This window comes from Agrobacterium sp. CMT1 (assembly GCF_037203725.1).
Taxonomy (GTDB): domain Bacteria; phylum Pseudomonadota; class Alphaproteobacteria; order Rhizobiales; family Rhizobiaceae; genus Agrobacterium; species Agrobacterium pusense.
Window position 1 is genome coordinate 101,180 of sequence record NZ_JBBCAR010000003.1, and the last position, 13,501, is coordinate 114,680.

At 61.0% G+C, this 13,501-nt stretch carries 12 protein-coding genes; 7 read left to right on the forward strand and 5 right to left on the reverse strand.

Translation table 11 applies throughout. From position 1 onward, the window contains the following. The first annotated feature begins 55 nt into the window (after positions 1-55). Together WA845_RS05500 and WA845_RS05505 are read left to right on the forward strand one after the other, a co-directional pair. Positions 56-1,000, forward strand: a complete 945-nt coding sequence (locus WA845_RS05500) for a VOC family protein (RefSeq protein ID WP_337322223.1) — start codon at positions 56-58, stop codon at positions 998-1,000. A 137-nt stretch (positions 1,001-1,137) separates the two neighbouring features. After that, on the forward strand, positions 1,138-1,752 hold the full coding sequence (locus WA845_RS05505) for an alpha/beta hydrolase (protein ID WP_113380775.1): 615 nt from the start codon (positions 1,138-1,140) through the stop codon (positions 1,750-1,752). 245 nt (positions 1,753-1,997) lie between these two features. Here WA845_RS05505 and WA845_RS05510 read toward each other — a convergent pair whose 3' ends face one another. Continuing rightward, positions 1,998-2,582 (reverse strand): transglycosylase SLT domain-containing protein, encoded by a 585-nt coding sequence (locus WA845_RS05510; RefSeq protein WP_004443407.1) that lies wholly within the window; start codon positions 2,580-2,582, stop codon positions 1,998-2,000. A 660-nt stretch (positions 2,583-3,242) separates the two neighbouring features. On the opposite strand from WA845_RS05510, the gene WA845_RS05515 reads away from it, so the two are divergent. Further along, a complete protein-coding gene (locus tag WA845_RS05515; RefSeq protein WP_037091951.1) occupies positions 3,243-3,776 on the forward strand; it encodes a transglutaminase-like cysteine peptidase in 534 nt (177 codons plus the stop codon). Positions 3,777-3,827: 51 nt separating this feature from the next. On the opposite strand, the gene WA845_RS05520 is transcribed toward WA845_RS05515, so the two are convergent. After that, on the reverse strand, positions 3,828-4,715 hold the full coding sequence (locus WA845_RS05520; protein ID WP_006700330.1) for a DMT family transporter: 888 nt from the start codon (positions 4,713-4,715) through the stop codon (positions 3,828-3,830). A gap of 242 nt (positions 4,716-4,957) precedes the next feature. On the opposite strand from WA845_RS05520, the gene WA845_RS05525 reads away from it, so the two are divergent. Together WA845_RS05525 and WA845_RS05530 are read left to right on the forward strand one after the other, a co-directional pair. Then, on the forward strand, positions 4,958-6,256 hold the full coding sequence (locus WA845_RS05525) for an adenylosuccinate synthase (protein ID WP_004443399.1): 1,299 nt from the start codon (positions 4,958-4,960) through the stop codon (positions 6,254-6,256). A gap of 70 nt (positions 6,257-6,326) precedes the next feature. Further along, the gene (locus WA845_RS05530; RefSeq protein ID WP_337322224.1) at positions 6,327-8,633 is read left to right on the forward strand and encodes a hypothetical protein; all 2,307 of its coding nucleotides are present in this window, start codon (positions 6,327-6,329) and stop codon (positions 8,631-8,633) included. Positions 8,634-9,061: 428 nt separating this feature from the next. Here the strand turns inward: WA845_RS05530 and rpoH are convergent, their stop codons facing one another. The 3 genes from rpoH to WA845_RS05545 all read right to left on the reverse strand — a co-directional run bounded on the left by rpoH (position 9,062) and on the right by WA845_RS05545 (position 12,200). Beyond that, positions 9,062-9,964, reverse strand: a complete 903-nt coding sequence (gene rpoH, locus WA845_RS05535; RefSeq protein WP_004443393.1) for an RNA polymerase sigma factor RpoH — start codon at positions 9,962-9,964, stop codon at positions 9,062-9,064. A 166-nt stretch (positions 9,965-10,130) separates the two neighbouring features. Next, positions 10,131-10,955: a class I SAM-dependent methyltransferase gene (locus WA845_RS05540; protein ID WP_077987260.1), complete on the reverse strand. Its 825-nt coding sequence runs from the start codon at positions 10,953-10,955 to the stop codon at positions 10,131-10,133. Positions 10,956-11,177: 222 nt separating this feature from the next. Then, on the reverse strand, positions 11,178-12,200 hold the full coding sequence (locus tag WA845_RS05545) for an RluA family pseudouridine synthase (protein WP_077987261.1): 1,023 nt from the start codon (positions 12,198-12,200) through the stop codon (positions 11,178-11,180). 38 nt (positions 12,201-12,238) lie between these two features. Here WA845_RS05545 and WA845_RS05550 point away from each other — a divergent pair, with 38 nt between their 5' ends. Together WA845_RS05550 and WA845_RS05555 are read left to right on the forward strand one after the other, a co-directional pair. Further along, complete coding sequence (locus WA845_RS05550; protein ID WP_004443384.1) at positions 12,239-12,631, forward strand: hypothetical protein; 393 nt, start codon at positions 12,239-12,241, stop codon at positions 12,629-12,631. Beyond that, a complete protein-coding gene (locus tag WA845_RS05555; protein WP_092651364.1) occupies positions 12,621-13,475 on the forward strand; it encodes a TrmH family RNA methyltransferase in 855 nt (284 codons plus the stop codon). The genes WA845_RS05550 and WA845_RS05555 overlap by 11 nt, the downstream gene beginning before the upstream one ends. Positions 13,476-13,501 lie beyond the last annotated feature (26 nt).

Sequence of the window (13,501 nt, forward strand, 5' to 3'; positions counted from 1 at the left end):
GCCATGAAGAGGACGGGCCCAACCATGCGGCCCGCCAGGCAAGAAGGGGTTTATCATGCTCAACCAGATCAAGGGCCTGCACCACGTCACATCCATGGCGGCGAGCGCGCGCCAGAACAACAGTTTTTTCACCGATACGCTCGGCCTGCGCCGGGTAAAGAAGACGGTCAATTTCGACGCGCCTGATGTCTATCATCTCTATTATGGCGATGAAGTCGGCACGCCCGGCTCTGTCATGACCTATTTCCCGTTTCCACATATCGCCCGCGGCCGTCCCGGCACCGGCGAAGTGGGCACGACGCTGTTTTCCGTACCGGACGGGTCGCTCGGCTACTGGCAGGAGCGTCTTTCGAAGGCCGGCGTGGATGGCCTGAAGGCCGACGAAGCCTTTGGAAACAAGCGCCTGCATTTCGCAGGCCCCGATGGTGACGGTTTTGCGCTGGTCGAGGTCAGGGATGACAACCGTGCGCAGTGGATCGGCAATGGCGTCGGTCAGGATCAGGCGATCCATGGTTTTCAGGGTGCGTCGCTGCGACTTCGCGATGAAGGTGCGACGGCCGAGCTTTTGAAATTCATGGGTTATCAGGAAGTCGACCGTCAGGACGGCGTGTTGCGCCTTGGTATGCCCGGCGGCAACGGTGCCGATGTCATCGACATCGAAACCATGCCGAATATATCAGGCGCGCGGCTGGGTGCTGGCTCCGTGCACCACATCGCTTTTGCGGTCGAAAACCGCGAAAAGCAGCTGGAGGTGCGCAAGGCGCTGATGGACACCGGCTATCAGGTGACACCCGTCATCGACCGCGATTATTTCTGGGCGATCTATTTCCGCACGCCGGGCGGCGTGCTGTTTGAAGTTGCCACCAACGAGCCGGGTTTCGACCGCGACGAGGACACCGCCCATCTCGGCGAGGCGCTGAAGCTGCCGACCCAGCATGCGCATCTGCGCGCCGTGCTGGAAGAGCATCTGGAGCCGCTGGGGGATGAGAAGGCTGCTTAATCGCTCGATGGCTTTTGGCAGGATGTTGCCGCGCTTTCTTCTCCCCGGCGGGGAGAAGAAATAAGCGGCACGCGCTCGCTCCACATGGCTGAAGAAGCCGAAGCCGTTAAACCTCTCCTTCCAGAAAGGACTATCCTATGAACAAGGAAACCTATTTCCACAAATCCCGCGCCGGTGCCGCCGGTGCGCCGCTTTTCCTGGTACTGCATGGCACGGGTGGCGATGAGAACCAGTTCTTCGACTTTGGCTCCCGTATTTTGCCGCAGGCCACCGTCCTCTCACCCGTCGGCGATGTTTCCGAACATGGCGCGGCGCGTTTCTTCCGGCGCACGGGCGAGGGCGTTTACGACATGGCCGATCTTGCCCGGGCAACCGAGAAGCTGGCGGATTTCGTCAAGGCAAACCGCGATCATTACCAGTCCGGACCAATCATCGGTCTCGGCTTTTCAAATGGCGCGAATATTCTCGCCAATGTGCTGGTCGAACAACCCGAGCTTTTCGATGCCGCAGTGCTGATGCATCCGCTCATCCCGTTCGAGCCGAAGATTTCCCCTGCCAAAGCCACACGCCGGGTGTTGATCACGGCGGGTGAGCGCGATCCGATCTGCCCGGTGCCGCTGACCAAGGCGCTGGAACAGAGCCTGAAGGCGCAGGGTGGAACCGTGGAGACGGTATGGCATCCGGGCGGGCATGAAATTCGCTCCAGCGAGATTGATGCCGTGCGGGAATTTCTCTCGGTTTACGGGGAGTGATGCTGTCTTCCGTCATGCCGGGCTTGACCCGGCATCCAGCCACGGCGCGTCTGTGCCGTGAAAAGAGTCTTTCGCGATCAAGGACTTGATCGCACTGGACCCCGGATCTAGTCCGGGGTGACGGGGCGCGGATGATGTGCATTCGCCCAAACTCAAGGTCATCCTCGGGTCGAGCCCGAGGATGACGGAGGAGGGATTTACTGCTCCGTCAAGTAATCCCTAGACCAGCCTCGTCCCGCCCAGCCTCAACGATACCCGCACTGCTGCAACTGCGCCTCGTAACGCAACGCCATGTTGGCGGAGCGGCGGGCAGCCTTCTGGACGGCTGAGTTGTTGCGCCAGCTGCCCTTCGCATAACCGGCATGGCCGGAATAATAGGCAAGGTAGAGGTTATAGGGATCGTTCAGTGCAATGCCGTTTTCGCGGCGGCTCTTGGCGTGATACCAGCCGACGAAGTGGATGGCATCGGTGAAATCGGTGCGGCTTGCCGACCAGCGGCCGGTTTCTCGCTGGTAAACACTCCATGTGCCGTCGAGTGCCTGGGCGTAGCCATAGGCCGTCGATTGCCGTTTCCAGGGAATGAAGCCCAGCAGCTTGGTGCGCGGAGGCCGCGCATAAGGGCGGAAGGCGGATTCGGTATAGATCGTCGCCATCATGACAGGCACGGGCACGCCGAACTCTCGTTCTGCCGCTTTCGCATCACGCCGCCAATTGTTGAAGATGCCGTTGCGCTGCTCGAAAATCGCACAGGCATTGGTCACCTGCGACGGTGCGGTGGCGCAGCCGGCGAGAACGAGCATCAGAAAAACAACGGCAAATACGCCACGCATAACGGAACCCTTTCGTTCCGTTATTCTTAAATTGCTAACCATTAACGTCGGGTTTTAAGACAAGGTTAATTCAAATGCCGCCGATCGGGCGGGCGTTAACTCGCTGAAAATTCCTGTGGCCGGGATGGGGCGAAACCGCCTCCCGGCGCCTTTTTTCAGAATGCGTCATCCCCGCGCGTCCCCGGTGCTGCCAGCCAGACTATACTTTGCCCATACCGGTCATCAGGCGTGCGCGCGGCGCAGGATGGGCGGGGCAGGCGGCCTAAACCGGGGAGTTTCCCGATGTCACGGTCAGGGCGGCCGGCATATGCCCATCCTCCAAACAGGAACCGGTTTGGCGGGCGGGTCATGTGTTTGAAGCAGGGGCTGCATCGTTTGCAAAACCCTCTACCACCCTTTGATACCCCCGCAGCGATGCGGCCTCTTTTTCTCTTCCCGACGTTGCCGCGGAATCCGCGGCGACGATACCGGCGCATGTTCATAAATCGTGCCCGCTGTACAAAAATGAAAACCGGTAAAATTGTAGCAATCGGCTTAAAGCGGCTGAAAACAGTGTTGTGCCATTGTGGGATCACAGACAGAGAACGTCCCTTGAAAGAGATGCTTCACAACTAAATCGAGACCGGCACAAGCCGGCGGATCGCAAAACGGGGTATGAAAATGCTGAAGAAGATTATTGCTGCCGCCATCTGCGGAATTGCCGTTGCTTCCATGTCCAACCATGCCGACGCGGCTGGCGCTGCCGGTTTTGCCCGCGGTTTTGCCGCCGTCGAGAGGTCCGCCGTTACGCAGATTGGTGTTTCCGCACCTGATGGTTTCGATGGCTGCGTCCTTTCCGCAGGTCAATGCGTTTCGACCATCGCGGCGCCGCTGACGGCCGAGCGCCGTGAGGAACTGTTGCGCGTCAACCGCGATGTGAACACCACCATGGGCGCGCTCGACGATTATTTTTCCGGTCTCGCAACCGATCTTCCGGCAACGCCTTCTGCAAACCTTGGAGATTGCGGTGACTGCGCCGCGATCAAGCGCGCCGCCCTCGCCGGCGCTGGCTGGTCTTCCAGTGCGTTGCGCCTTGCCTTTTCGCTGAACAATGACGGATCGCTCGAAAAAGTGCTCATCGTCACCACCGATAAGGGCGATATCGTCCTTGGCAATGCCGCCCTTTCTCCGGTCGAGCGCGAAACCGCGCTTTAAACCCATCCTTTCATGCCTGCCAGACTGCGCCGGTTTTCTGACCCTGTGGGTTCAGGAAGCCGGCGATTTTTTTCGTTCCGCCACGGCAATGCCGGCCAGCGCCATGATGAGTGCTGCGATCTGGTAGGTGTGCAGGGTTTCACTGAGCACGACGACCGACAGCAACGTGCCGAAAACCGGCACCAGATTGATGAACAGGCCGGCGCGATTGGCGCCGATCTGTTCCACGCCCTTGATGTAGAGGATCTGTGCGATGAGCGACGCAAAAATGGCGGCATAGACCACCAGCACCCAGCCCTTCTGATCCGGCCAGACGACGCTGTCGCGCGACATTTCCCAGAAGACCAGCGGTACCGACGTAAGCAGTGCGAAAAAGGCGGGGATGGCCATCAGCGTCCGCCAGTCGACCGTGGGTTTCCAGCGCAGGATGACGGTGTAGATGGCATAAACCAGCACGGCGAGCAGCATGACGGCGTCGCCGACATTCATTTCCAGTTGCAGCAGCGAGACCGGATCGCCATGCGAGGCGAGCAGCGCCACGCCTGCAATGGTCAGGCAGAAACCGGCGATCTGGCCGAACAGCACCCGGGTACGGAACAGGATGAAGTTCAGAACAAAAATGACCATGGGAATGCCGGCCTGTATGACGGCGGCATTGATGGCCGAGGTGTGCTGCAGGGCGGTGTAGAGAAATACGTTGAAGGCCGTGTAACCGACGCTGCCGAGCACGAAGAAATAGGGCAGGCGTTTTTTCACCACCGGCCAGTCCTTGATCAACTGCGGCACTGAAATGGCAAAGATGATGGCGACGGCGAAGACCCAGCGCAGGAAGGTGAAGGCCATGGGGCTGATGTGGCCGACGGCGAGCTTGCCGGCAACGGTGTTGCCGCCCCAGCAGAGCGTGGCGATGATGAGGGCGATATAGGCTTTCGAAGGCACGCTGATGTTTCGCTTCTTCATAAGGGCGGGAAAACGGTGAGGGGTGAGCGGCGGCCTTGCACCCGCGCTTGGCCGCCCACGGGGCGAGATAATGCGGGAAATCCGCGGCTTGTCACGGAAAAAGCAAAATTCTCCATAAGAAACAGGGTCGCTTTCCGTAAAACAACACAGTATACATTCGCGGGTTTGGGTTTCCCATCGGGTTATCGGGCGCGCAGGCGCCATGAGCAGGAAAGCAAGAAATGACGAATGTTGTGGTGGTCGGCTCGCAATGGGGCGACGAAGGCAAAGGCAAGATTGTTGACTGGCTGTCCGAGCGGGCAGATGTCGTCGTGCGGTACCAGGGCGGTCACAATGCCGGCCACACGCTTGTCATTGATGGTGTCAGCTACAAGCTTTCGCTTCTGCCGTCCGGCGTCGTGCGTCCCGGAAAGCTCGCCGTCATCGGCAATGGCGTCGTCGTCGACCCGCATGCGCTGATCGCCGAAATCGGCCGTCTGGAAGCGCAGGGCGTCAAGGTTACCCCGGAAAACCTGCGTATCGCCGACAATGCCACGCTCATTCTGTCGCTGCACCGTGAACTGGACGGCATGCGCGAAGACGCCGCCTCCAACAGTGGGACCAAGATCGGCACCACCCGCCGTGGCATCGGCCCGGCTTACGAAGACAAGGTTGGCCGCCGCGCCATCCGCGTCATGGATCTCGCCGACATGGAGGCGCTTTCCGCCAAGGTCGATCGTATCCTCACGCACCACAACGCGCTTCGTCGCGGCTTCGGTGCAGCCGAAGTCTCGCATGAAACGATCATGGAAGAGCTGGGCTCGATTGCCGAGCGCATCCTGCCGTTCAGCGAAACCGTGTGGCTGCTGCTCGACAAGAAGCGCCGCGCCGGTGCCCGCATCCTGTTTGAAGGCGCGCAGGGTTCGCTGCTCGATATCGACCACGGCACCTATCCCTATGTGACCTCTTCCAACACCGTAGCCGGCCAGGCCGCTGCCGGCTCGGGCATGGGTCCTGGTTCGCTGGGTTATATCCTCGGCATCACCAAGGCTTACACCACGCGCGTTGGCGAAGGCCCGTTCCCGACCGAACTCAATGACGAAATCGGTCAGTTCCTGGGTGAAAAGGGTCATGAATTCGGCACCGTCACGGGCCGCAAGCGCCGTTGCGGCTGGTTCGATGCCGCGCTGGTGCGCCAGTCGGTTGCCACCAACGGCATTACCGGCATTGCGCTCACCAAGCTCGACGTTCTCGACGGTCTGGATGAGCTGAAAATCTGCGTCGGCTACAAGCTTGACGGGCAGGAAATCGATCATCTTCCGGCCAGCCAGGGCGCGCAGGCGCGTGTCGAGCCGATCTACATCACGCTGGAAGGCTGGAAAGAATCTACCGTCGGTGCCCGAAAATGGGCGGATTTGCCTGCTCAGGCAATCAAATACGTCCGGCAGGTGGAGGAACTGATCGGGGCGCCGGTTGCGCTCCTGTCGACAAGTCCCGAGCGTGACGACACCATACTTGTGACTGATCCGTTTGAGGATTAATGTCCTCGGCGATCTAGATTCATAAACCATATCGGGCCGGTACGTCGCCGGTCACGACGAGAAAGTGCTTATGGCGGATTTTGTAGCAGTCATTCGCAAGGCCGTGGATGGCTTGGCGAACAATACTCCCGAAAACCGGGCGAAGGTTTACGACAAGGCGCGCAGTGCGGTTGTGCGCCAGCTCGAGAATATGAAGCCACGTCCGCCGGAAGAATTGTTGCGCCGGCAGATCGCCAAGCTGGACGCCGCCATTGCCGAGGTGGACAGCGAATATGCCGAGGCGCTTCCGGCGCTGGAGGAGGATGACGCGTTCTCCCCCGTCGCGGAAGACGCGGCTGCGCCTTACCACCAGCACGAAATCGAAGAAGACGACCGCACGGCGCATGCCGCCGAGCCTGTTACGCACGAAGAGCAGGAGCAGGTTTATGAAGAGCCCGCCCCCGTCGAGGCCGACGAGCGCGAGCCGGTATACGAAGAACAGGCCACCGAAGAAGAACCCGGCCGTGAAACGCCCGTAGCCGAGCGGGATGAGCAGGTTTACGCTGAGCCACACGAAGAGCCGCGCGTAGAACAGCATGGCGAAGCCGAGCCGGAAGAGCTTTATGAGGCGCCCACGCCCGTGGCGCCGGTATCGCCCGTCGCTTCCGACGAGGTGCATCAAACCTATTTCACCCGTGCGGAGGAAGAGCCGGCCTATCGTTCGGCCGGCGAGCATGATCGTGAATTCGAAACCGCGCCGCTCGCAGAGGATGCGTCCGTTCCGGCCCACTGGGCGCAGCCGGTGGATGAAGATGACTGGCGCAAGCTGGATGAGGCGCGGGACGAGGACCTGCGCGCGGCGGACGATTATGCCGACAGGCGCGCCGAGGCGGATGAGCATCCGCTCGTTGCCGATTATCCCGCGCATCATTATCAGGAACCGGAAGTGACGCTGGATTCCGAAAGGCGGGACGATGCGGATCAGCGGTTCGGCCAGACTCCGGCTTTCGGCGCCCGGGACGAGTTTTCCGAGCAGCGGCAGAGCGAGGAGGCCACTCCGAAAAAGGCCGTCGTGGAAGATTTCTCGTCCTATTTTCAGGATGCGGATATCGCCATTCCCGCCAAAGACGCCCCCGTCCTGCCGCGTGCCGATAACGATCCCTTCGGCGATCAGGCGCAGGCGAAGGACAACAGGGAGCGTACGCCCTGGGATGATCTGGACGAGCTGATCGGTTACGACGGCGCGTCGTCCACCACCCGCCAGTCTTCGGATGAAACGCCCGGCCTCGGCGCGGCTGCGGCAACGCCTGCCTACATGGTCAAGAAGAAGCCGCGCCGCAACTATGCCTCCGTGGTGCTGGCACTTGTGGGCGTGGCGCTGCTTGCCGGCGGTGGTTATGCCTTCTGGCTGAACCGCGATGCGCTGAACGACATGGTCGGCGGGCTGGTCAATTCTGCCCAGAACGGTAGTACCCAGACATCTTCGCCGGAGACGGCGCAGACGCAGCCCACCACGCCGCCCGCGACCCAGCAGCCGCCTGCGGCTGGCCAGCAGCAACCGACGGCCACACCAAACAACCACCCGAACCAGTCGCATGGCGATGATGGTTCGGTTACCGGCACAAAGTTCACCCAGCGGCTTCTGGCTGATGGCACCGAGCGTGACGAGGGCCAGGCGCCGGGCGCTAACGGCCAGCCCGTCACGGCGGAAGGTCAGTCGGTCTACGAGCAGAATGTTGCGCCCCCGCCGGCAGGCGAAAGCCCGGCCGGCAATACAGGTGCACCTGCCGGCACACCGGCTGGCGCACCTGCCGGCCAGCAACCTGCCGCCGCGGCTTCCGGCGACCGCATGTTCCTTTATGAGGAAGTGCTGGGCCAGACGGTTCCGACCGCCATTCAGGGCAGCGTGTCCTGGTCGCTGCAGCAGGAAAATGATGCCGAAGGCAAGCCTTCGCCTACCGTGCAGGGGCAGATTACCGTTCCCGGCCGTGGCCTCAGCGCGCTGATCACCTTCAAGCGCAACACCGATCCGTCGCTGCCGGCGAGCCATCTGATCGAAATCGTCTTCTCGGTTTCGCCCGGCTTTGAAGGCGGCGCGATCGACAGCGTCCAGCGTATTGCGATGAAGAGCACTGAGCAGGATCGCGGCAACGCGCTGATCGCGGTTCCGGCCAAGATCACCGACGATTTCCACATGATCGCGCTCAACGACTTCCCGGATGCGATGAAGACCAATCTGGAGCTTCTGAAGAGCCGCAACTGGATCGATATTCCGGTGTCCTACCGCAATGGCCGCCGTGCGCTGCTGACCCTGCAAAAGGGCAATGACGGCATCGCCGCCTTCGACAAGGCGCTCAGCGAATGGGCGGCATCAGCGCCGGCGACGGGCGGTCAATAAGGATTGAAAGGGCGGCTCAAGCCGCCCTTTTCGTTACATGGCTACGGCGGTGTCTTTGCTGTGTCAGGTGATGGGCTTCGGGGATGTTGGTGGGTGCGGCTCACCCCCCTCTGCCCTGCCGGGCATCTCCCCCACAAGGAGGGAGATCGATATGCCGCGAGGTCTCGACCAACTCAACGGCCGAGGATGAAGTGGCGGTAGCGCGTCTTGCCGATCTCCCCACCTGTGGGGGAGATGTCCGGCAGGGCAGAGGGGGTAAGCGGCATCCTCTGAAGCATCGATATTTTTCCTACCGGTTTTCCTCCAGCACTACCGTCGGTCTCAGAGGCAGACCATTTCCTATCGCCCGCCTTTTACCAACAAAAAATCCCCGGCCGAAGGCCGAGGATGATTCATGGTCAGCGCATTGGCGTCATGAGCGGGCTGTCTTACGCATCCACCACGCGCAGGGCGCGCGCCGCTTCCAGCGCTTCCTTCTGCACCGCTTCCTGCACCTTCTCGAAGGCACGGACTTCGATCTGGCGCACGCGCTCGCGGCTGATGTCGAACTCGGACGAGAGTTCTTCCAGCGTCACCGGCTCCTCGGCAAGTCTGCGGGCCTCGAAGATGCGGCGTTCGCGGTCGTTCAGCACGCCCATGGCTTTCGCCAGCATGCGGCGGCGGGTTTCCAGTTCGTCCTGCTCGATCAGCACGTCTTCCTGGCTGTCATGGTCATCCACCAGCCAGTCCTGCCATTGGCCGGACTCGCCTTCGGACGCCTTGATCGGCGCATTCAGCGATGCGTCGCCATGCAGGCGGCGGTTCATCGAGATGACTTCTTCTTCAGACACCTGCAGCTTCGTCGCGATTTCCTTGACATGCTCCGGCTTCAGATCGCCATCGTCGATGGCCTGGATGCGGCCCTTCAGACGGCGCAGGTTGAAGAACAGACGCTTCTGGTTGGCGGTTGTGCCCATCTTCACCAGCGACCACGAGCGCAGGATATATTCCTGGATCGAGGCCTTGATCCACCACATGGCATAGGTGGCCAGACGGAAACCGCGTTCCGGATCGAATTTCTTCACCGCCTGCATCAGGCCGACATTGCCTTCGGAAACGACCTCGCCGATCGGCAGGCCGTAACCACGATAGCCCATGGCGATCTTGGCCACGAGACGCAGATGGCTGGTGACGAGCTTGTGCGCGGCGTCGCGGTCGCCATGCTCGGCATAACGCTTGCCAAGCATGTACTCTTCCTGCGGCTCCAGCATGGGGAATTTGCGGATTTCGTCGAGATATCTATTGAGACCGGCTTCGCCGGCTGTAATCGTAGGCAAACTATTGCGGGCCATAAAGCACCCCCTTATCTATGGTCTGGAACGGCACCCTCTTTGATCGGCGAATAACCCGCCGGAGGCGCGCCGTAAGCTGCGGGTCGTTACCGACCCCGCACGAACCCATGTGACAGATATGTACGCTCACGCCGCGTTTCAAGCGAACGCTGCGTTCACACATGCGTTATGTCGAGGCGACCCCTTCTTTGACCTGTTTAACTTTCGAGCGGTAAATTCGTTCCGAAAAACCGCCAAGGCCGGAGCGCACCATCAGCTCATACATCACCCGTCGGCGCATCGGATTGTGCAGACGCACCACCTTCGCGCCGAGGAACTGCGTCTCGACATGAGCAAGCGCCTGCAGGTCCGGATCGATGGCAATGGCCTGCGCATAGATTGAGTGAAATTCGCGATGGCACACATAGGTCTTGTATTTCGTCATGCCGAAGCAAACGAGGCTGTGGCCGTGGGTGCGCAGGAAATCGGCGACACCCACCGTCACTTCCGGCCAGGCGGGGTTGAAGGTGTCATCGAAAACGATGATGCCGTGCGGCGCGATCACCTCCATGGCCAGTTTCGCATCGGCCAGCACGTGATGCAGGTGATGGCCACCATCAATACTGAAAAACCGTGTCGGACCGATGCGGGACGTGATGTCGTCTGGTGTCAGCCGCGTGCTGTCGCCCTTGATGATGAGGTCCCGATCCATTGTGAAACCCAGCCGGCGGCCGTTTTCCATCAGGCGTTCATACTGGTCGAGGCTGCCGTCTTGCGGCGGGTCCAGATCGAAAAGATCGACGCCCAGCACCTTTTCCTGGCTCTGCGCGAATTTGCGCAGCAGGAAATAGGAGCGACCGTAATAGACGCCGATTTCCGCGATGCCGCCACTAAGGGCGCTTTTCGTCTGCGCCTGCAGAAGTGCCTTGAAGACGAGCGCATCCGGCGGGTCGATGTAACCTTCGACGCTGCGCAGCTCCTGGAATATAAACCGGCGGTCTTTAATCGTCATGCGCACGCGATCCCGTCATCGTGCCGGCTCCGTTCAAGGCAGTTCGAACGTGCGGCGGTTCAAGGCTTTGCGAGGCAAAGGAGGTGCGAGGATTAAAGCGAAATTGGGGCGGTCTATGAAGAGGACCGTTGGCAGAATATCGCGTTCCGCTAATCTTTTTTTGTTATCCGAAGCTTCCGGCGAAATGTGCGGCGCAGTTTTTTGGAACTGCGCCAGGCGTTTTCAGGCACGCAATGCGGCGACCAAGGCTTCCATGTCTTCTGGAAGCTCGGTTTCGAACTCCATCACCTCGCCGGTGCGGGGGTGTTCGAAAGCGAGCAGATAGGCATGAAGTGCCTGGCGCGGAAAGCGCCCGACGATGCTCTTTGCCGGTTCTTCCAGAAGGTTCGCCTTGGTACGGAAAGCCGCGCCATATTCGGGATCGCCGATCAGCGGGTGGCCGATATGGGCCATGTGCACGCGGATCTGGTGGGTGCGGCCCGTTTCGAGACGGCATTCCACCATCGAGGCGAGACAGGTGGCGTCCGGCCGCTCGTGATAACGCTCGACTACCTCGTAATGGGTGATTGCCTCGCGGGCATCATCCGAATCCTCGTGCTTGACGGCGCGTTTGGTGCGGTCGACGCTGCGGCCGAGCGCTGCGTCGATGGTGCCACGCAGCGTGCGCGGGCGGCCCCAGACGATGGCCTTGTAGGCGCGTTCCAGCGGCCCGGTGCGGCCATGGTCGGCAAATTGTGCGGCCAGATGCCGGTGGGCGTTGTCGTTCTTCGCAACGACCATGACACCTGACGTTTCCTTGTCCAGTCGGTGTACGATGCCCGGGCGCTTGACGCCGCCAATGCCGGAGAGGCTGTCGCCGCAATGATGAATGAGGGCGTTGACCAGCGTTCCCGTCCAGTTGCCGGCGCCGGGATGCACGACGAGGCCGGCGGGCTTGACGAGCACGATCAGGTCTTCATCCTCATATTCCACGTTGAGGGGAATGTCCTCGCCCTTGGGTTCCGGGTCTTCCGGCTCGGGCATGACGATCTCGATACGGTCGCCGGGATGCACCTTCTTTTTCGGCTCGGTCACCGGCTTGCCGTTGAGGGAAACCGCGCCCTGTTCGATCAGCGCCTTCAGGCGGCTGCGGGAGAAGTCGCTGCCCAGTTCGCCCGCCAGCCAGGAATCGAGGCGGCCTTCGGCGTCTTCCCCGGCAATCAGGACTTTCCTTGCGTCTCCGCCTTGTTTAAAGGGGTCGTTCATTCTTATTTTTCCGATCCATCAGCATTTCAGGGAACCCGATGACGCAGATCGAGCAAGACGAACAGGAAGACAAGCCGCTTGATCCGGCCATGGAAAAAGTTCGCCGCAAGATGATCCGTTTGCAGATCGTGTCGGGCTCCGTGATGTTTATCAGCCTTATGGCTGTCTTCGGTGCGGTTGTCTACAAGGCGATGGGGCCGTCGAAGGCCGTTCAGACGCAGACGGAAGCGCCAAACCTCGCCGTTCCCACTGGTAGTGGCCCGATGGCCGTCACCGCCAGCCTGCCGCAGGGCTTCACGATCGACAATGTCAGCTATTCCGGCGGTGACATGCTGTTTTACGGCCGGCTGGCCAACGGCACGCGCAAGGCGCTGGTCTTCAACGTCGCCAGCGGCCGGTTCCTGGCCGACGTGACTGTTGATGGTCAGTGAGGTCAATAACCTGCTGGATGGCCGGGCGCTGATCTCGATCGACGACCCGGCCGATCCGCGCATTGCCGCCTTTCGCGATATTCGCGAGCGTGATCTCACCGGCCGGCAGGGGCGTTTCATCGCCGAAGGTACGGTGGTGCTGCGCATGCTGGCCGCCGCTCACAAGGCGGGTGGGGCCTTTGCGGCGGAGAGCATCCTGATTCTGCGCAACCGGCTTTCCGGCGTTGCGGATATTCTCTCCGATTTCCCCGAAGATGTGCCCGTTTATGTGGCCGAAGCGCCGGTGCTGGATGGTATCGTCGGTTTCCATTTGCATCGTGGCATTCTGGCGCTCGGGCGGCGGGTGCGCGATGACGGCCTGGAAGAGATGATTGCAGCGCTTCCCGCGTCGTCTCTGGTGCTCGTTGGCTGCGGCATTTCCAACCACGACAATCTCGGAGCGATGTTTCGCAACGCCGCAGCCTTTTATGCCGATGCGGTGCTGCTGGACGAGACGTGCTGCGATCCGCTCTATCGCAAGGCGCTGCGGGTTTCCGTGGGGTCGGTGCTGTCGGTCCCCTATCATCGCGGCGGCGGGGCAGTGGAGATGCTGGAGCGGCTCGCGGCAGCCGGTTTTGCGATCTGGAGCCTTTCGCCCGGTGGCGAGACCGAAATCCGCGATATTCCCCGCGCTGAACGCATGGCGCTCGTCATCGGCACGGAAGGTGAGGGGTTGCCGCAATCGGTGCTGTCGCGGTTTCATACGGCGCGGATTGCGCAGTCGCCGCAGCTGGATAGCTTGAATGCGGGGACGGCTTCGGGGCTGGCGCTTTATCAGATGGCGGGGGTGATCGGGCGGGTGTGAGGAGTGCTTAACGCCATCTTTGCGGA